General features: G+C 68.0%; 18 protein-coding genes. 7 read left to right on the forward strand and 11 right to left on the reverse strand.

From position 1 onward, the window contains the following. Nucleotides 1-8 precede the first annotated feature (8 nt). The 3 genes from JNG39_RS19490 to JNG39_RS19500 all read left to right on the forward strand — a co-directional run bounded on the left by JNG39_RS19490 (nucleotide 9) and on the right by JNG39_RS19500 (nucleotide 2833). The gene (locus tag JNG39_RS19490) at nucleotides 9-1025 is read left to right on the forward strand and encodes a Gfo/Idh/MocA family oxidoreductase (RefSeq protein ID WP_368313627.1); all 1017 of its coding nucleotides are present in this window, start codon (nucleotides 9-11) and stop codon (nucleotides 1023-1025) included. 185 nt (nucleotides 1026-1210) lie between these two features. After that, the gene (locus JNG39_RS19495) at nucleotides 1211-2407 is read left to right on the forward strand and encodes an MFS transporter (RefSeq protein WP_368313628.1); all 1197 of its coding nucleotides are present in this window, start codon (nucleotides 1211-1213) and stop codon (nucleotides 2405-2407) included. Between the two features lie 30 nt (nucleotides 2408-2437). Next, entirely contained in the window at nucleotides 2438-2833 is a 396-nt protein-coding gene (locus tag JNG39_RS19500) for a hypothetical protein (RefSeq protein ID WP_368313629.1), read from the forward strand. A 97-nt stretch (nucleotides 2834-2930) separates the two neighbouring features. Here the strand turns inward: JNG39_RS19500 and JNG39_RS19505 are convergent, their stop codons facing one another. The 3 genes from JNG39_RS19505 to cls all read right to left on the reverse strand — a co-directional run bounded on the left by JNG39_RS19505 (nucleotide 2931) and on the right by cls (nucleotide 6245). Next, on the reverse strand, nucleotides 2931-3692 hold the full coding sequence (locus JNG39_RS19505; RefSeq protein ID WP_368313630.1) for a prolyl oligopeptidase family serine peptidase: 762 nt from the start codon (nucleotides 3690-3692) through the stop codon (nucleotides 2931-2933). A 127-nt stretch (nucleotides 3693-3819) separates the two neighbouring features. Beyond that, entirely contained in the window at nucleotides 3820-4536 is a 717-nt protein-coding gene (locus JNG39_RS19510) for an SDR family oxidoreductase (protein WP_368313631.1), read from the reverse strand. A 287-nt stretch (nucleotides 4537-4823) separates the two neighbouring features. After that, nucleotides 4824-6245, reverse strand: a complete 1422-nt coding sequence (cls, locus tag JNG39_RS19515) for a cardiolipin synthase (protein WP_368313632.1) — start codon at nucleotides 6243-6245, stop codon at nucleotides 4824-4826. Between the two features lie 115 nt (nucleotides 6246-6360). Between cls and JNG39_RS19520 the strand changes: the two genes are divergently transcribed. Together JNG39_RS19520 and JNG39_RS19525 are read left to right on the forward strand one after the other, a co-directional pair. After that, nucleotides 6361-7548 (forward strand): MFS transporter, encoded by a 1188-nt coding sequence (locus JNG39_RS19520; RefSeq protein WP_368313633.1) that lies wholly within the window; start codon nucleotides 6361-6363, stop codon nucleotides 7546-7548. Between the two features lie 21 nt (nucleotides 7549-7569). Further along, entirely contained in the window at nucleotides 7570-8583 is a 1014-nt protein-coding gene (locus JNG39_RS19525) for a zinc-binding alcohol dehydrogenase family protein (RefSeq protein WP_368313634.1), read from the forward strand. Nucleotides 8584-8680: 97 nt separating this feature from the next. Here the strand turns inward: JNG39_RS19525 and JNG39_RS19530 are convergent, their stop codons facing one another. Next, nucleotides 8681-10063, reverse strand: a complete 1383-nt coding sequence (locus tag JNG39_RS19530) for an FAD/NAD(P)-binding protein (protein ID WP_368313635.1) — start codon at nucleotides 10061-10063, stop codon at nucleotides 8681-8683. Between the two features lie 46 nt (nucleotides 10064-10109). Further along, complete coding sequence (locus JNG39_RS19535) at nucleotides 10110-10688, reverse strand: cysteine dioxygenase family protein (protein WP_368313636.1); 579 nt, start codon at nucleotides 10686-10688, stop codon at nucleotides 10110-10112. Nucleotides 10689-10856: 168 nt separating this feature from the next. On the opposite strand from JNG39_RS19535, the gene JNG39_RS19540 reads away from it, so the two are divergent. Beyond that, nucleotides 10857-11147: a hypothetical protein gene (locus JNG39_RS19540; RefSeq protein WP_368313637.1), complete on the forward strand. Its 291-nt coding sequence runs from the start codon at nucleotides 10857-10859 to the stop codon at nucleotides 11145-11147. A 34-nt stretch (nucleotides 11148-11181) separates the two neighbouring features. Here the strand turns inward: JNG39_RS19540 and JNG39_RS19545 are convergent, their stop codons facing one another. The 5 genes from JNG39_RS19545 to JNG39_RS19565 form a co-directional block, all read right to left on the reverse strand. Continuing rightward, nucleotides 11182-11844 (reverse strand): energy transducer TonB, encoded by a 663-nt coding sequence (locus JNG39_RS19545; RefSeq protein ID WP_368313638.1) that lies wholly within the window; start codon nucleotides 11842-11844, stop codon nucleotides 11182-11184. Between the two features lie 142 nt (nucleotides 11845-11986). Next, a complete protein-coding gene (locus JNG39_RS19550) occupies nucleotides 11987-12814 on the reverse strand; it encodes a universal stress protein (RefSeq protein ID WP_368313639.1) in 828 nt (275 codons plus the stop codon). Between the two features lie 58 nt (nucleotides 12815-12872). Beyond that, nucleotides 12873-14639 carry a DUF885 domain-containing protein gene (locus tag JNG39_RS19555; RefSeq protein WP_368313640.1) on the reverse strand — a complete coding sequence of 589 codons (1767 nt, stop codon included), beginning with the start codon at nucleotides 14637-14639 and terminating at the stop codon, nucleotides 12873-12875. Between the two features lie 72 nt (nucleotides 14640-14711). Next, entirely contained in the window at nucleotides 14712-15194 is a 483-nt protein-coding gene (locus tag JNG39_RS19560; protein WP_368313641.1) for a DUF456 domain-containing protein, read from the reverse strand. Further along, nucleotides 15194-15958, reverse strand: a complete 765-nt coding sequence (locus JNG39_RS19565) for a DUF3298 domain-containing protein (RefSeq protein WP_368313642.1) — start codon at nucleotides 15956-15958, stop codon at nucleotides 15194-15196. The genes JNG39_RS19560 and JNG39_RS19565 overlap by 1 nt, the downstream gene beginning before the upstream one ends. Nucleotides 15959-16041: 83 nt before the next feature. Between JNG39_RS19565 and JNG39_RS19570 the strand changes: the two genes are divergently transcribed. Continuing rightward, nucleotides 16042-16704: a serine/threonine protein kinase gene (locus JNG39_RS19570; protein ID WP_368313643.1), complete on the forward strand. Its 663-nt coding sequence runs from the start codon at nucleotides 16042-16044 to the stop codon at nucleotides 16702-16704. A 108-nt stretch (nucleotides 16705-16812) separates the two neighbouring features. Here JNG39_RS19570 and JNG39_RS19575 read toward each other — a convergent pair whose 3' ends face one another. Continuing rightward, nucleotides 16813-17589, reverse strand: a complete 777-nt coding sequence (locus tag JNG39_RS19575; protein ID WP_368313644.1) for a ferredoxin--NADP reductase — start codon at nucleotides 17587-17589, stop codon at nucleotides 16813-16815. Nucleotides 17590-17618: the final 29 nt, after the last annotated feature.

The raw sequence follows: 17618 nt of genomic DNA on the forward strand, positions 1-17618 counted from the left end.
GTGGCGCCATGAGCAAGCTTCGTATCGGCCTGGCGGGCCTGGGGCGCCTGGGCCAGCGTTACGCGGAGAATCTTTCGCGTGCCGTACCGCGCGCCGAGCTGGTGGCCGTGTGCAGCCCCGTTGAAGGGGAGCGTGCATGGGCACGCGACAACATCGGCGTGGCGGTCATTCACGATCGCTACGAAGCGATGCTCGCCGATCCCGGCATCGACGCGGTGTTCCTCGTCACGCCGACGTCGTTGCATCCGGCGCAGATCGCGCAGGCGCTGGACGCGGGCAAGCATGTGTTTTGCGAAAAGCCGCTGTCGCTCGACCTCGACGAATGCCGTCGCGCCGCGGCGCATGCGGCGAAAGCGGAAAAGCGGGCGATGGTGGGTTTCGTGCGGCGCTTCGACGAAAGCTATCGCGACGCCTTCCGGCACATCGAGGCGGGGGGCATCGGCCGGCCTTTCCTCGTGTATTCGCAGACGGCCGACCTGGCCGATCCGTCGGGTGCGTTTCTGAAGTTCGCCCCGACCAGCGGCGGTATCTTCCTCGATTGCAGCGTGCACGACGTGGACCTCGCGCGCTGGCTGCTCGGGCGGCCGAAGGCGTTGAAAGCCTACGCCGCCGGTACGGTGGCGATGTATCCCCCGCTGGAAGACATCGGCGACGTGGATAACGGCATCGCCATCGTCGAGTTCGAAGGCGGGCGCATGGCGATGTTCCACGCCTCGCGCACGCAGGCCCACGGGCACGACACGCACACCGACGTGACCGGCACGGCGGGCAAGCTGAGCATCGGGCGCAACCCGCGGGCGAACCGGGTGGAGATCTCCGACGCGGGCGGGGTGAGGAACACGGTGGTGCCGTCGTTCTACGAGCGGTTCGCGCCGGCCTTCGTGACGCAGGCGAAGCACTTCGTCGACGCGGTGCTGGACGGTGCGCCATTCGACCTCACCATGGACGACGCGGTGGAGGCGACGCGGATCGCGGTGGCGATGCGGGAGTCGTTGCAGTCGGGTGGGGTGGTTGAGTTGGCGTAGGGATGTCGTGGCGAAAGCCCACGTCATCGCGCTGGGTTCCCGCGTGCGCAGGAACGACGTGAGGGATCGATCCGCGGCGCTCAATCTTGCCGGCCGTCGTTCCTGCGCACGCATCCCCCAGCTAAATATCGCTTCATGAAGGCCGATGACGCGCCGCAACAACGCTCCCGTATAATGCCCGGGCCATGTCCCTCCCATCCTTAGTCCCCCATCGCGGACGGCGTTTCGCCGTCACCGCCCGGATCCTCTCCGCGGTCGTCTTCACGTTCGTCTGCTACCTCGGCATCGGCATTCCGCTGGCGGTGCTGCCCGGTTTCGTGCACGGGGGCCTGGGCTATTCCACGGTGCTGGCGGGCCTGGCGGTGAGCGTCCAGTACGCCTCGACCCTGTTGAGCCGCCCCCACGCCGGGCGCATGGCCGATGCCATGGGTCCGAAGCGGGCCGTGGTGGCCGGGTTGATCGTGTTCGCGCTGGCCGGGCTCTTCCTCGCCCTGGCCGCACTGGTGCCGAAGACACCGGCGCTATCCCTGGCGCTGATCGTGCTGAGCCGTTTCGGCCTCGGTTTCGCCGAAAGCTGGGTGGGGACGGGCTGCATCGCCTGGGGCATCGCGGGCATCGGCGGCGAGCATACGGCCCGCGTGATCTCCTGGAACGGCATCGCCACCTACGGCGGCATCGCCCTCGGCGCCCCGCTGGGCGTGAAGCTGGCCGCCGACCATGGTTTCATCGCGCTGGGCGTCGTCACTTTCGCGCTGGGTGTCCTGGTGCTGCCGTTCGCGCTGTGGAAAGCCCACGTGCCGCCGACCCACGGCGAGCGCCTGTCGTTCGGCAGCGTGCTGTCGCGGGTCATGCCCTACGGCGCGGGCCTCGCGCTGGGTTCCATCGGTTTCGGTTCGCTCTCCACCTTCGTGGCGCTGTATTACGCCAGCCGGGGCTGGGAGGGCGCGGCGCTGTCGTTGTCGGTGTTCGGCGGCTGTTTCATCGGCATGCGCCTGGTGTTCGGCAACGCCATCGACCGCTTCGGCGGCTACCGCGTGGCGATCGCCTCGCTGGCCATCGAATGCCTCGGCCTGATCCTGCTCTGGCAGGGCGGCACGCCGCATCTCGCGCTGGCGGGCGCGGCGCTGACCGGCGCCGGTTTCGCCCTGGTCTTTCCGTCGCTGGGCGTCGAAGCCGTCAGTCGCGTGAGCACGCACAATCGCGGCGCCGCGCTGGGCGCGTATTCGGTGTTCCTGGACGTGGCGCTGGGCGTCACCGGCCCGCTGGGCGGATGGATCGCAGGACGTTTCGATTACCCGGGCATTTTCCTGATGGCGGCGTTCGCGTCGCTGGCCGGCGTCATGCTGTCGATCTCGCTCTATCTGCGCTTCGGCCGGGCATAATGCCCGTCTGATCCTTCACGAGTCCGCTTCATGCCATACGATCGCAGCTGGATGGGCTACGGCATCGTCGGTGCCTTGCAGGCGGGTGGCATTGCCCTGCTCGTCGGCATCGTGATGTACCTCCTGGTGCGCGCCGTGTTCGGCAAGGGCGGCGGCTGGAGCGACGGCAAGGAGCTTTCCGTCGCCTATGCGCTGACCATCGTCGTCGCGGCGGGGCAGGACCTCTGGAACCTGTTCTACTTCAACGTGGTGCCGTTGCAATCGCCGTCGTTGCTGCGGATCAAGCTCGCGGCGGTGCACGATCCGGATGCGATCGGCTTGCGGGTGCTGTTCGAGTTGCTGGGTGGATTGCTCGGGGCCGCGATCGGCTGGGCCCTGTTTTCGGGTGGGTTCAAGCGGTTGCTGGGGCACGTGCGCGGTGAGTGAACCCGAGCACTGACGCCCTGGGTTCCTGCGTACGCAGGGGGGGGGCACAGCTCGGTGCAACGGGTTCTCTCGAAGGGACGAATTGGCTCTTCCCACCTCACCGCCTGTGGCTGAACATCCAGGGCCACAGATCCGGCTCGGCATACGCCTTGTCCCACGATCCATGCCCCACGCCCGGATACTCGGTGTACTTCACCGCCGCATGCCGCTTCTCCAGCGCCGCATGCATCCGGCGCGACTGCTCGGTGGGCACCACGTCGTCGTCGCCGCCGTGGAAGATCCATACCGGGAGCTTGCCGATCTTCTTGGCCGTCCATGCGTAAGCATCCGTGCCGTCGGGCACGCCGTGCACGTAGAGCGCGCGCCCATCGGCCCGCGCTGTCACGCCGCCGCAGATGATCGCCGCCGCCGCGAACGTGCCGGGATGGTCCACGGCCAACTGCCATGAACCGTAGCCGCCCATCGACAGTCCGGTGAGGTACAGGCGATGCCGGTCGCCGTGGAAATCCTTGATCGCGTGCTCGAGCGCGGCCATGGCCATGTCGGCGTTGTCGCGGTCGGTCCATTCCTGACCGTCGGGCACCTGCGGCACCACCACCACGGCCGGGAAATCGGGATGGTCTTCGAGCCAGTGCGGCAGGCCCTGGGTGAGTTGTTTGCGGTTGTCGCTGCCGCGCTCGCCGCTGCCGTGCAGGAAGAGCACCACGGCGGGGCGTCCTTCGAGGCTCGCGGGCACGAACACCTGGTAGCGATAGGTCTTGCCGTGCACGGCGAGGCTGCGTTCGACGAAGCCCGTCGGCGCGGCGAGCGCGCTACCGGTCATGGCGGTGGCGGCGAGGAAGGCCAGGGTACGGATCATCGACAGGTTTCCGGCGGATGGTATGGGAGCCGACGGTGTCGGCGATTCGAGTGAGCGGCAAGCCCATCGCCGGCATGGCCGGCTCCCACAGTCATAGCACGGGACCGACCGCACCGGCATGCGTTCGTCAGAACGCGAGGCGTCCGAGCGATGCGCCGCCGTCGACGTGCAAGGTCTGCCCCGTCATGAAACTGGCTTCTTCCGACAACACGAATGCGATGGTCGCCGCGATCTCGTCGGGTTTGCCGAAACGCCCCATCGGCACGCCCGCCAGATAGCGGCGCTCGCCTTCGCTGCCGGGCGGATTGTTTGCGCGGAACAATTCGGTTTCGGTGGGACCGGGCGCGACCGCGTTGACCGTCACGCCCGTATCTGCCAGCTCCAGCGCCCAGCTGCGCGTGAAGCTGACCAGCGCCGCCTTGGCGGCCGCATACGCCGTGCGCTGCGGCATGCCGAGGATGGTCAGGCTGGAGATGTTGACGATGCGGCCCCAGCGCCTAGCTTTCATGCCGGGCAGGGCCGCCTGCGCCGCCAGGAGGGCGGGATGCAGATTGACGCCGAAGACCTCGTCCAGTGCCGGCAAGGTGACGTCCGCCAGCAGCGCGGGACGTACCAGTCCGACGTTGTTCACCACGCCATCGAGCGAAAAGCGCTGCGCGATGTCTTGCAACGTTGCGCGCGTGGCGTCGTCGTCGCCGAGGTCGACAGGAACGAACGTGCCGGGAAACTCGCCGGGTGCCGAACGTGCCAGGCCGATGACCTGATGGCCGGCGGCAGCGAGCCGCGTCGAGAGCGCCAGGCCGATCCCCTTGCTGGCACCGGTAATGAGAAAGGTACGCGTCATACGGATTCCTTCACGGTTCGCCGTGCGGCGAACGGCATGCGTGGTACAGGCAGCGGCCTTGCGAATGGCCGGCGGCATGCGGCGATGCGTCGGCTTCGATCATGACCGCTCCCCCGTTGGAACACGGTGGAGGCGGGCACGCCCGGTGGACCGTCTACCCGGATTCTGCACCGTGCTCCACGGGAAGGGCAGGGACGATCCGGCGATAATTCCTATTCCCCGGAGGAATGGACACGGATCGCTTGCCAGCCACGATCGCGGTTGCACTTGCGATGGCCGACGTCGTGTCACAGCACCGGATCGAACAGGCGGGCCACGTGCAACGCGACACGGGACAGGTACGGCAGGCGGCGGTAATCGTTCGGATTGACCTCGTCGCTTCGCGCGAGGTCGGCTTTGAGCATGGCCTCCACCTCGTCGGCGAAGGCCTCGTCGACGTTGAGCGCGGCGATCTCGAAATTCAGGCGGAAGCTGCGGTTGTCGAGGTTCATGCTGCCGACCACCGCGGTGTCGTGGTCGATGAGCATCACCTTCTGGTGGGTGAATCCGTCATGGAAACGGAAGACGCGGATGCCGGCGATGGTGGCTTCGTGCGCGTAGAGCGTCGAGGCCATGAAGACCGTGCGGTGGTCGGGGCGATCGGGAATGAGGATGCGCACGTCCACGCCGCGGAACACGGCCAGCCTTAGCGCGCCGAACACGGCGGCGTCGGGCACGAAATACGGCGTGGTGATCCAGATGCGTTTCTTCGCGGCGTGGATCGCCTGGGTGAAGAACAGCGAGCAGCTCTCCTGGCGGTCGGCGGGCCCGGTGGCGACGATCATGCTGGCCGCGCGCCCGCATCGCTCCAGCGGCGCCAGCGAGGGCGGCCGCCGGCCGGTGACCCAGTACCAGTCTTCGGCGAAGGCGCGTTGCAGGTCGGCCACGGCCGGGCCTTCGATGCCCATGTGCGTATCGCGCCAGGGCGACAGGGCGGGGTTTCCGCCGAGGTATTCGTCACCCGCGTTGAGGCCGCCGACGAAACCGTGCGTGCCGTCCACCACCAGGACCTTGCGATGGTTGCGGAAGTTGAGCTGGAAGCGGTTGCGCCAGCGTCGCGTGGCGAACGGCCGTGCCTCCACGCCGCCCTGGCGCAGCCGCTCCACGAAGCGGTCGGGCAGGGCATGGCTGCCGATGCCGTCGTAGAGCAGGCAGACCTTCACCCCGGCGGCGGCGCGTTCGAGCAGGGCGTCGCGCAGGCGTCCGCCGAGGTCGTCGTCGTGGATGATGAAGAACTGCACCAGCACGTACTGCTCCGCGCGGGCGATCGCGGCGAGCATGGCATCGAAGGCGGCCTGGCCGTCGACGAGCAGGGTGAGGGCGTTGCCCCCGTGCATGGCGGTCTTGAGCATGTGGCCGATGGGGGCATACCGCGGGTCGTGGACCGTATCCGGCCGATGCACCGCGCCGTCCCGCGGCGGCCGGCTCGCTTCGTCGTGCAGCATGAAGAAACGCGACTGGCGCTGCCGGTGAAGGTCGACGTAGCCGCCGAAGTGGCTGGCACCGAGGAAGAGGTAGGGCACCAGGGCCACGTACGGGACCAGCACCAGCCCGAGCGACCAGGCGAAGGCGCCCTGGGCGGTGCGGGTATGCATCACCGCATGCATGGCCGCGAAGATCCCGGCCACGTGGAGACTCAGGGCGGCCAGGGCGATCAGCGTGGTGATCACGGCCGGCGGCCTCCGATCTTCAAGTCTGCGGCAACAGTGTTTGTCGCGCGGGAGCGTTTTTGCGTGGGCAGCAGCACGGGACAATAGGCGCCTTCGTTTTCGTCGAGCCTATCCTATGAATCCCTCGTCTTCCCGTCTGCCCCTGCTGGCGCTGGCGGTGGCGGCCTTTGCCATCGGCACCACCGAGTTCGTGATCATGGGCCTGCTGCCGGAAGTGGCCGCCGACCTGCGCGTGAGCATTCCCTCGGCGGGCATGCTCGTTTCCGGCTACGCGCTGGGCGTGGCCGTGGGCGCGCCCTTGCTGGCCGCGCTGACCGCGAAGCTGGAGCGCAAGCGCGCCCTGCTGTTGCTGCTGGGCCTGTTCATCCTCGGCAACCTGCTCTGCGCCGTGGCGCCGAACTACGGCATGCTGATGACCGCGCGCGTGGTCGCGGCGTTCTGCCATGGTTCGTTCTTCGGCATCGGCGCCGTGGTGGCGGCCCACCTGGTGCCGGCGAACCAGCGGGCCCGGGCCATCGCGCTGATGTTCGCCGGGCTGACGCTTGCCAACGTGCTGGGCGTGCCGTTCGGCACCTTCCTCGGCCAATGGGCCGGCTGGCGCGCCACGTTCTGGGCGGTGACCGCGCTGGGCGTGCTCGCCGCGGTGGCGGTGGTCCGTTTCGTGCCCGCGTTGCCCCACCTGCGCGCACCGGACATGCGCCGCGAACTGCGCGTGTTGCGCGAACCGCAGGCGCTGATCGCGCTGGGCATGACGGTGCTGGGTTTCGGCGGCGTGTTCACGGTGTTCACCTATATCGCGCCGATCCTCCAGGAGCAGTCGCACGTGAGCCCGCACTGGACCGGCGCCGTGCTGGTGCTGTTCGGCGTCGGCACCACGATCGGCAACATGCTCGGCGGTCGCCTGGCCGACTGGCGCCTCATGCCGTCGCTGATGGGCATCCTCGTGGTGCTGGCCGCGTTGCTGGTGGTGTTCGCCTGGACCATGCATTCCACCCTGGCGGCCATCGTCACCGTGTTCGTCTGGGGCATTGCCTCGTTCGCCACGGTCGCGCCGTTGCAGTCGCGCGTGGTACACGTGGCGGGCGATGCGCCGAACCTCGCTTCCACGCTGAACATCGCCGCGTTCAACCTGGGTAATGCCGGGGGTGCGTGGCTGGGTGGCGTGGTGATCGCCGCGGGCCTGGGCCTGCCGGCCGTGAGCCTGGCGGGCGCCGCGGTGACCGTGGCCGGCCTGCTGGCGACCGTCGCGAGCGTGATGCTCGAACGTCGCTCCACCCTTCTTCCCCTTGTCGAACGCGCCTGATCTTCCGGAGACAACCCAGCCATGAAAGCCGTCGTCCATGTCCAGTCGTTGCCCGCCGACGATGCACGAAGCCTTGCCGATGCCGATCTGCCCGAGCCGTCACCCGGTCCCCGCGACCTGCTGGTGAAGGTGGAAGCCGTCTCGGTCAATCCGGTGGATACCAAGATCCGTCAGCGCAAGGCGGGCAGCGAGGGCCAGGGCGTGCTCGGTTGGGATGCGGCCGGTACGGTCGTGGCCGTCGGTGCCGAGGTCAGCCGCTTCAAGCCGGGCGACGCCGTGTGGTACGCGGGCGAACTGGAGCGTCCGGGCAGCAACGCCGAGCATCAGGCGGTGGACGAGCGCATCGTCGGCCGCAAGCCGTCCACGCTGGGCATGGCCGAGGCGGCGGCGCTGCCGCTCACGGCGGTGACGGCGTGGGAGCTGATGTTCGAGCGCATGGGCATTCCGTTCGGCACGCCGGGCCGGCCGGCCACGTTGCTGGTCGTGGGAGCGGCCGGCGGTGTCGGTTCGATCGCCGTGCAGCTGGCGCGCAAGCTCACGGGCCTGACCGTGATCGGCACCGCGTCACGGCCAGAAACCCGCGAGTGGGTCGAAGCGATGGGTGCACACCACGTGGTGGACCATTCGCGTCCGCTGGAGGCGGAGGTGCGTGCCGTGGCACCGGAAGGCGTCGACTACGTGCTTTCCCTCACACGCACGGAGTTGCACTATCCGGCGTTGGTGGAGCTGCTCAAGCCGCACGGCAAGCTCGGCCTGATCGACGATCCCGACGATTCGATCGATATCCGCCTGCTCAAGCGCAAGAGCCTGTCGTTGCATTGGGAGTTGATGTACACGCGGTCGCTGTTCCGCACCGAGGACATGGGCGAACAGGGACGCATCCTCGACGAGGTGGCCAACCTGGTGGACGCGGGCGTGGTGCGCACCACGATGCGGGAGAACGTCGGCACCGTGAACGCGGCCAACCTGTGGCGCGCGCACCGGAAGCTGGAAAGCGGGAGCACGATCGGGAAGGTGGTGCTCGAGGGGTTCTGAAGAGCGCGTAGGCACGTCGCCGCGAACACCCCATTCGCTGCGCTGGGCTCCTGCGCGCGCAGGAACCCAGCGCCCCGGTCGGGATAGGGACGAAACCCTATTTCGCCGCTTTGTCCGCCACCAGCATGTTCGCCACCGCCTGCGCCTGCTTGCGGATTTCGGGAATCGCCGTGGATTCCCACAACGCCCCGCGCAACAGGCTGCCGATGGCGAACAGGTTGTCGCGTGGCGTGCCCGTCGCGTCGAGCAGGTGGCCGTCGGGCAGCGCGGCGAAGCCCAGGCCCAGCGGATCGGGCGTGACCAGCTTGTCGACGACGAGCTGGCTGACGAGGCGATGCTCGGTGCGCAGCGTGTCGGTGTTGAGGCCCACCGTCTGGATCACGATGTCGTAAGGCTCGGTGACTTCGTTGCCGCCAGGCAGCGCGCGCACGACATCGAGATGGCCGTCCATCGACAGCTTCACCGAGCGCATGCGGCCGCGGCGGCGCTGGAGGCGTTCGGCTTTTTCCAGTTCGACCACCGAGGCGGTGACCTGCGGCGGCATGCGATGGCGCGCGCGTTCCCATGCCCAGCGTGCGTGACGCAGGAAACGGGACCGTTCGGCGTCGGGCAGGTCACGCCACAGCGATTGCGTGTGCGGGCGCATGCCGTCGATGATGGTGCGCCAATCTTCGGCGTGCGCCACGGCATCGCGCAGCTTGTGCAGCCACACGCGCACGTTCGGATCATCCCGGAGGGATTCCACCAGTTCGTCGCCGTCGCCGGAGGGCGCCGACACGGCGGCCAGGTGCGGCTCGGGCAACTTGCCGTGGCGGGACAGCGCGGAAAAACGCGCGTTCGGCCAGCGTGCCGAGAGTTCGAGGAGCACGTCGACGGCGGTGAGGCCCAGGCCGATCACCAGCACGCGCAGGGGACGGTCGTCCGCCGGGGCGGACGCGAGGTAGGGCCATGGATCGGTGACGTAGCGACCGCTGGCGATCGCGGCATCCTCCACGCCCGGCAAAGGGCGTGGTGGCAGCGAGCCGATGGCGAGCACCGCGGCGTCGGCGTGGGCTTCCTCGTCGCCATAGCCGATGGTGATGCCTTCGCTCGACGGCATCAGCGAATCGGCGTCGAAAGGCCGTACGTTGACGTCGTGCCCATAGGTGTGTGCGTTCTTCAGCGCCTGCTCGACGCGCGAGCGCAGGAAATCGCCGTAGAGGCGACGCGGCAGGAAATCGGATCCCTTGACGTTCGCGTCGAGCGCCTGGGCGTATTCGAGGAATCCGCCCGGCTTGCTGACGAACATACCCATCGATGCGGCGCGCACGTTGAGCAGGTGGCGATCCGATGGCGTGCCGTAGGCCACGCCACGACCCGGTTCGGCGCGACCCGCGTACCAATCCAGGTGGAGCGGACGCGGCGTGCGTCGCTCCAGTAACTCGCTCACCAGCGTCGCCGCTGCCGCGCCACCGCCGATGATGGCGACTTTCTGAAACATGCGTTGGTCCTTCGCCCGTATGTGGGGGTGGAGGGCCGTTAGACCGTCAGGCCGTCAGGCGTCCCGCGATGATCGACTGCCTCGGTCGTGCGATCCAGTGCTCGGACGGACCGGGCTGCTCGTAGGCGAGATACTGTGCCAGATCGCCACCGTAGACGTGAAGGGTGAGCGCGGTGTCGTGCCGCGATAAATTGCGGCAACGGTGCGCGTGCACCTCGGTGGAGTCGAACCACGTGGCGTCACCCGGCCCCAGCCAGGTGCGGCCGCTGCTGCGCAGGGAATGTTCGTCGTCGCCCTTGTCGAACGACTCCACTTCCAGCGCGCCCGCGATGGTCGCTTCCAGTCCCCACAACCCGCCGTGGTCGTGCACGGGCGTGGTGTAGCCGGGCGGCCAGGCCATGACGAGTACGCTGACCGGCGGTTTGGTCCGTTCGGCGAGCATCCAGCGCTCGAAACCGCGACGGCGCTCGCGCAAGCCGCCCAGCGAGGCGATCACCTCGTCGTGGCGCGAATGCAGCAGGCGGCCGATCTCGCGGCCCATCGAGGCCAGATCCGGCAGTTCGGCCTGCGACAGGTCGAAGACGACGTCGCGCAGGCTGCTGATGATGGAAGAACGCTTGCCCATGGAGGGAGGGGCCCCGCCCCGTGAATCGACTGGCGGGGAGTGGACCATGTGGCTCGTTAAAGCCTTGTAACCCCGAAATGTCGCGAAGGCGCTAAACCCTTCACCCGCGCCGTGCATCCAAAGCCACGAACCGCCCGGTCGGCGGTCCGTCCAATGGAGAGCAAAGCCATGATCGTGTTCACCTCGCTCGTCGTCCTCGCCGCCGGTTTCTGGCTGGTGTTCGCCGTGCTTGGCGCGGTACTGAAGCTGGTCTTCGGGATCGTCGGTGGCGTGTTCAGCCTGATCGGCACCCTCGTCGGCGCCCTGGTCGGCGGTGTCGCCATGCTGCTGGTGGCCCCGGTGGTCGCGCTGGCGCTCATGCCGGTTCTCCTGCCGGTGGCCCTGCTCGCGTTGATCGTCTGGGCCATCGCCCGCAGCCATCGCAAGCCCGAAGTGGTGGTGGTGCCGGCGTCTCGCTAGTCGGTGGCACCGGCGCGGGCCGGTGCCACGAAGGTCAGAGCTTGCGCAGGTCGAACGCCACGGGGATGCGTGCCCAGGCGCGCACGGCACGGCCGTTCGCCTGCGCCGGCTGGAATCGCCACGCGGCCAGCACCTGGTCGCGTGCCGCGGCATCGAGGATGGCGTGGCCGCTGCTCTGTTCGATCTCCACCTGTACGGGTTTGCCGGTCTCGTCCACGAGCACGCGTAGCGTGACCGTGCCTTCCATGTGTCGCTGCAAGGCCGCGCGCGGATAGGCGGGAGCGGGCGCCGACACGTAGGCCAGCTTCGCCTCCACGGGGGCGCTTTCGACCGCCGGCGCGACGGGTGCGGTATCCACCGGCGTGGACGGCACCATCGGCGCGCTGCCTTCGTCGGTGGGGACCACGGTCGGCTGCGTCACGGGCTGCGGTTTGGGAGCGACCGTCGTCGGCGTGTGGCGCACGACCGGTAGCGGCTTCAGGTCGATCGGCGGCGGGGGGATCGGCTTGGGCTCGACGGGGTGATCGATGATCCGCAGGGACGCGTTGGTCAGCGGCGTGGTGACGATCTGCGCCACCATCGGCCGCATGACGGCGATGAGCGCGGCGGCGTTGAGGGCGATCGCCGCGCTCATGGCGACGATGCGGACGGTATCCGGGTGAATCCCGGCCTGGGACGACGGACGAGCGAACGACATGAGCCACCTCCTGCAACGTGGGGGGAAGGTGATGCCTGGTTTGCCGAACACGGCCGTGGGGAACGGCGGGGATCGTGTTCGATTTCAGATTTATCTCACGCCGCGGAAACTTGCAATATCGGAACAGGGGTTGGGCGAGCGATCAGTGCGCGACGAGCATCGGCACGTCGGATTGCATGAAGAGGTAGCGCGTGGTGCCGCCGAGCACCATCTCGGAAAGGCGCGAGCGGCCCCAGGCGCCCATCACGATGAGGTCGGCTTTTTCCGCGTGCGCGATGTCGAGCAAGGCGGGGCCGGGCGCGGCTTTCGCGCCGTCGTCGAGGCGGCGCACCGTGGCGGTGACGCCGTGGCTGTCGAGCCAATGGCAGATGTCGGTATCGGGTAGCGCGCAGGTGTCGATGTCTTCGTCGCGGCTGCCGTCGATGACGGTGACGCGGGCGGCGCGGCGCAGCAGGTGCAACGACGAACGCACCGCCAGTGCCGACTCGCGGCTGCCGCTCCATGCCACCAGCACGTGCTCGCCCAGCGTACCGACCGGCGCGTTGTCGGGCACCACCAGCACGCCACGGCTGGACGCGAACACGGTGCGCGATACCACGCCGAACCCGATGGGCGCATCGCCGCGCATGGTGGACGACCGCTCCATCACCACGAGGTCGTAACCCGCCGAGGCATGCGAGAGCAGGGTGACGGTGTCGCCGTTGGCGACGCGCCATTTGCCATGCAGGCCGTGCGAGGCGAGAAGTGCGGTCCACTCGTCGGCCACGGCGCGGGCATCGGTCGTGCGCTGGCGCACCGCATCCAGCTGCAGGGGCACGGCTTCGGGCACGGTGAAGGCGGCGGCGGGAAGGTCGACCACGTGCATGGCGTCGAGCCGGGCGCCCATCCGCGTGGCCATGGCCAGCGCCGCGCGCAGGCCCGCGCCCTGCAAGGGCAGGCGGGGGACGTGCAGGAGCAGTTCGAGGGTCATGCCCGCATGGAACACCGCCGGAGGGACGAGGTCAATGCCCCTCCGGCGGGCAACGGTCTTACTTCTTCTTTTCCTGCGACGGCACGAAGCGGGTACGCACCGCCTCGGCCAGCAGGTCGGGCGGCAGCAGGCCCTGGGCGATGAGGAAGTCGTTGAACGCCTTGCGATCGAAACGCTCGCCGAGCCGGGTCTGCGTCTCCGCGCGCAATTGCAGGATGCGCAGGTAGCCGTAGAAGTAGGCGGTGGCCTGGCCGGGGGAGTTGAGCGTGTAGCGATCCAGCTCCTGTCGCGCCATCGGTTCGGAGAGGCCCACGTCGTGCACGAGGATGTCGTGGGCGCGGTCGCGGTCGATCATGCCCAGGTTGAGCATGGGGTCGAGGAAGGCGCGCGCCGCGCGCAGCAGGCGGAACTGCAAGGCCACGAACTGGCCGGCCGGCGGCTCGTACGGCACCATCTCGGCTTCGGCATACAGCGCCCAGCCTTCCACGTTGACGCTGTTGAAGGCGAACAGGCTGCGCGTCAGCGACACGCCCTGTTCCACCATCGCGGCGAACTGCAGCTCGTGGCCCGGACGGCCCTCGTGCGCGGTGAGCGTCCAGGCGGCGGCTTCGAAGGTGAAGTCGTCGTACATCTGCGTGTTGTCGCCATCGGCCGGCGGATTGCCCGTGGTGAGCACGAAGGTGCCGCGCTGCCCGGTGTTGTCGATGAACGGCGGCGGGTCCATGTGCGGTGCGGGCGTGCGCGCGTTTTCCGCTTCGGACGCCAGGCGCATGGCGAGCTGGCGCTTGGGCAGCTCGACGATGCGTTGCTTGCGGATGATGTCTTCGATCTCGCCAATCACCCTGTGGTACGTCGGTTCGACCTGGTCCTTGGGCAACTGCTTCTTCTTCAGCGCCTTGAGCACGTCGCGGTAATCGCCGTCGGGCAACCCTTCGGCCTTGGCCACCACCGGCGCGAGGGACTGCAGCGCATAGGTGGTTTCCATGAATTCCAGCTGCGCGCGGGCGATGAGGTCGCGCGGCGCGATGTCCAGGCCCACCTGTTCGAGGTTGTAGGCGTACATCGGCTCGGGCAGGCGGAAGTCGGTGCGCGCGCGCGGCAGCACCGTGCTCTTCACCCAGGCGTTGTAATCCTTCAGCTGTTTGTCGAGCGTGTTCATCGCCTCGTCGCTGCCGGCGACCTTCTTCTCGGCGAACAGCTTGCGGATGCCGTCGACGTAACGCTGCGTGTTGCCCAGCTTCTGTTCGACGTCGGCCTTGACCGGGCCCAGCAGCGCCTTGTCGCCGAGCTTCTCGGTGGTGCGGGCGCGGGCTTCGTCGACCAGGGCCTTGCAGCCCGGGGCCATGCCCACGTAGCACTTCAGTCGGCCGAGGGCGGCCTTGTTCTGCGCCGGCGTGCTTTCGGCGTTGAGCAGCGAGAACTCGCCGCTGAAGATGATCTGGCCGGCGTCGTACCAGGGCAGCATGTACTTCTTGTTGAGGTCGATGCCCTTGATGCTGGAATCGATCTGCTTGATGAGGATCTGCAGGTCCTGGCGGACGTTGGGATCCTTCTCGACGGCCAGGCGCTGGTCGTACTTCTTGCGTGCCGCGACCAGGTCGGCGCGCTGGCGGTCGTCGGCGCCGGCACTCAGGTCGGCGGTTTTCTCGTCGAAGCCCTTCACGCCGATGTCGGTGGCCGATTCGGGGCTGTAGCGGGCGGTGATGTCGAGCAGGAGCTGGGAATCGGCGTTGCTGCGCGCGATCCAGGCCGGTGGCGTGGCATCGGCGTGCACGGCACCGACCGCGAAGGTCACGGCGGCCGCGAGGGTCAGTCGTCGAAACATGGGTGTCTCCCCGGTGAATTGGGCACGAGACTAGCCGCAAAGGCCATCGGGGCAAATGGCCCATTCGGCAGATCAGCTGAACATGAGTGCCACGGCGGCCATGCCGATCATCAGGAACGAGATCACCCCCTTGGCCACGATGCCCACGAGCATGCCGAACCAGGTGCTGACGCCGACGTGGGCCGAACGCAGGATGCTCTTGCCGGAACACAACTCACCGATCACGGCGCCCGCGAACGGGCCGAGCAACAGGCCGGGGATGCCGAAAAACATTCCCACGACCGTGCCCGCCCCGGCGCCCCACAGCGCGCGTGGGCTGGCGCCGATCTTCTTCGCGCCCAGCGAGGCGGAGATGAAGTCCAGCGCGACACCGACGGCGCCCACGATGCCGATCGCCACCAGCCAGCCCCAGCCGAGGTGCCGGTACTCGTCCACCGCCGCCGCCAGCCAGATGCCGCCGAAGATCATCGGGATGCCGGGGAGCACCGGCAGGATGGCGCCAGCGACGCCTCCGACCACCAACAGGGCGGCGAGTACGTACAGGGCGATGTCCATCAGCGGAACGCCTCGCGGTACTCGGGTTTGAGGAAAGCCTCGAAGGCGTCGCTGGGCACGTCGATGGCCTGCGGACCCGCCGAATACGCCGCCACCTGGTAAGGCGGAAAGACGAAGGTGAGGCCGTGCACCTTGTCGTCGGGGCCGGTGAGCAGGCTGAACACGCGGTAGTGGTCCTTGCCCGGTTCGGTGCCCTCGTCGATCTGCCGGGTGTCGGAGGCCAGGGGTTCGTCCTCGTCGTCGAGCGAACCGATGAGTTGCCGGCGCGCCTCGGAGGCGAATGCGCTTTCGGCCGCCTGCGGATCGGCGAACAGATCGCGCAGGCCGACCACGCGGTGTTCCTGCAGGTCGTACGTGAAGCTATCGAGGATGGGCGCCGGATGCGCGCCGCCGGTGAAGGCCGAGCCGTCGACCTGCACGTTGATGAAGCGGTCGGTACGCGAGGCCACGGCGATGTCGAGATGGAGGTCCCAGGGCAGTTCCCGCGCGCGCTGGCGGGCGCCCGGCGCGTCGAGGCTGTCGAGGAAGGCGCGTTTCTGGCGCTCCACGTAGCGGTCGATCGTGGAGCGCAACGGCGCGGCACGCTCGGGCAGCTCGGGCAACGACAGCTCCATGGTGTAGAGGCCTTGCGCGTCCGATTGGGTATCCTTGTCGGCGTTCGCCCGGGCGTGCGACGGCGAGTGGCCGCCCTGGTCGGCGCTCTCCTGGCAGGCGGCCAGTCCGGCGGTGGCGAAAGCCAGCTGCAGGATGTGTCGCATCAACATGTCGGATTTATCTCCCTGCGAGGCTCGCATCTTAGCCTAGCGTCATCCCTCTTCAGGGCATGTCAACGAATCGAAGGAACACCGTGCAAGACGCGTCGACGGAAACCGTCACCCTGCTCAAGGCCGACGAACTGGGCCGTATCGAACGCGTGGAACGCGGCGGCGTGCTGTTGATCCGGCGCGACATCGGCTCGGCCCGTTGGTGGGCCCGTGGTTTCGCCAGACGTGCCGCGGCACGCGAGGCGCGTGCCCTGGGCAAGCTCGACGGCATCGACGGCGTGCCTCGCCTGCTCGCATGGGACGGCCGCGTCCTCGAGCGCAGCTACATGGCCGGGCTGCCCATGCAGCAGGGGCAGCCGCGCGACGCGGCCTATTACCGCCGGGCGCTGCGCCTGCTCGCCGTGCTGCATCGGCGCGGCATCGTGCACAACGACCTGGCCAAGGAACCGAACTGGCTCGTGCGCGAGGACGGCACGCCGGGACTGGTGGATTTCCAGATCGCGTGGACACGCGGCAAGCGCGGCGCATTGTTCCGCTTGCTCGCGCGCGAAGACCTTCGCCACCTGCTCAAGCACAAGCGCACGTACGTGGCAGATGCATTGTCCGCACGGCAACGCGCCATCCTCGCGCAGCCGGCGCCCCATTCGCGCCTATGGCGTGCGACGGGCAAGCGCCTTTACAAGCTCATCGCGCGAAAGGTCTTCGGCTATTGGGACAACGAAGGGCAGGGGCGCGTGAGGCGTTGACGAATTCGCCGATGCGATCGGCTCCCACCCCTTCGGTAGGAAGGCTGCTACCAAAGGGTGGGAGCCGATCGCATCGGCGAAAAGCCAACGGAGCGGTGTCGCGTAAACCTATTTCTCGACGAACGCCCGCTCGATCACGTAATCGCCCGGCTCGCGTGTGCGCGGCGAGGCCTGGAAACCTTCGCCGTCGAGCAGCACGCAGATGTCCTCGAGCATCGAGGGGCTGCCGCACAGCATCACGCGATCTTCCGCGGGGTTGAGTTGCGGCAGGCCAAGCGTGCGCGCCATCTCGCCGTCGGCGATGGCGTCGGTGATGCGGCCGCGGTTGCGGAAGGGCTCGCGAGTCACCGTGGGGTAGTAGACGAGTTTTTCGCGTACCAGCTCACCCAGGTATTCGTGGTTGGGCAGGTCGTTCTCGATGTACTGCGAGTAGGCCAGGTCGTTCACGTGGCGCACGCCGTGGGCGAGCACGATGGTGTCGAAGCGCTCGTAGGTGTCCGGGTCGCGGATGATCGACATGAAGGGCGCCAGGCCCGTGCCCGTGCCGAGCAGGTAGAGGCGCTTGCCGGGCTTGAGGTCGTTGAGCACCAGCGTGCCGGTGGGCTTGCGGCTCACTATCACCGGATCGCCGGGCTTGAGGTGCTGCAGGCGCGAGGTGAGCGGGCCGTCCTGCACCTTGATGCTGAAGAACTCCAGGTGTTCTTCGTAATGCGCGCTAGCGATCGAGTAGGCGCGCATCAGTGGGCGGCCGTCCACTTCCAGGCCGATCATCACGAAATGCCCGCTCTCGAACCGGAAACCCGGGTCGCGCGTGGTGCGGAAACTGAAAAGCGTATCGTTCCAGTGGTGCACGTCGATGACGTGCTCGGTCGCCAATGCCACCATGGTGTATCGAACCTCGAAAACGAAAGGGC

Origin of the sequence: Luteibacter sp. CQ10 (assembly GCF_040900725.1) — a bacterium.
Classification (GTDB): domain Bacteria; phylum Pseudomonadota; class Gammaproteobacteria; order Xanthomonadales; family Rhodanobacteraceae; genus Luteibacter.

Coding starts and splice junctions, on each gene's coding strand:
- JNG39_RS19490 (WP_368313627.1), top strand. CDS start 9: ATGAGCAAGCTTCGTATCGGCCTGGCGGGCCTGGGGCGCCTGGGCCAG.
- JNG39_RS19495 (WP_368313628.1), top strand. CDS start 1,211: ATGTCCCTCCCATCCTTAGTCCCCCATCGCGGACGGCGTTTCGCCGTC.
- JNG39_RS19500 (WP_368313629.1), top strand. CDS start 2,438: ATGCCATACGATCGCAGCTGGATGGGCTACGGCATCGTCGGTGCCTTG.
- JNG39_RS19505 (WP_368313630.1), bottom strand. CDS start 3,692: ATGATCCGTACCCTGGCCTTCCTCGCCGCCACCGCCATGACCGGTAGC.
- JNG39_RS19510 (WP_368313631.1), bottom strand. CDS start 4,536: ATGACGCGTACCTTTCTCATTACCGGTGCCAGCAAGGGGATCGGCCTG.
- JNG39_RS19520 (WP_368313633.1), top strand. CDS start 6,361: ATGAATCCCTCGTCTTCCCGTCTGCCCCTGCTGGCGCTGGCGGTGGCG.
- JNG39_RS19525 (WP_368313634.1), top strand. CDS start 7,570: ATGAAAGCCGTCGTCCATGTCCAGTCGTTGCCCGCCGACGATGCACGA.
- JNG39_RS19530 (WP_368313635.1), bottom strand. CDS start 10,063: ATGTTTCAGAAAGTCGCCATCATCGGCGGTGGCGCGGCAGCGGCGACG.
- JNG39_RS19535 (WP_368313636.1), bottom strand. CDS start 10,688: ATGGGCAAGCGTTCTTCCATCATCAGCAGCCTGCGCGACGTCGTCTTC.
- JNG39_RS19540 (WP_368313637.1), top strand. CDS start 10,857: ATGATCGTGTTCACCTCGCTCGTCGTCCTCGCCGCCGGTTTCTGGCTG.
- JNG39_RS19545 (WP_368313638.1), bottom strand. CDS start 11,844: ATGTCGTTCGCTCGTCCGTCGTCCCAGGCCGGGATTCACCCGGATACC.
- JNG39_RS19550 (WP_368313639.1), bottom strand. CDS start 12,814: ATGACCCTCGAACTGCTCCTGCACGTCCCCCGCCTGCCCTTGCAGGGC.
- JNG39_RS19555 (WP_368313640.1), bottom strand. CDS start 14,639: ATGTTTCGACGACTGACCCTCGCGGCCGCCGTGACCTTCGCGGTCGGT.
- JNG39_RS19560 (WP_368313641.1), bottom strand. CDS start 15,194: ATGGACATCGCCCTGTACGTACTCGCCGCCCTGTTGGTGGTCGGAGGC.
- JNG39_RS19565 (WP_368313642.1), bottom strand. CDS start 15,958: ATGTTGATGCGACACATCCTGCAGCTGGCTTTCGCCACCGCCGGACTG.
- JNG39_RS19575 (WP_368313644.1), bottom strand. CDS start 17,589: ATGGTGGCATTGGCGACCGAGCACGTCATCGACGTGCACCACTGGAAC.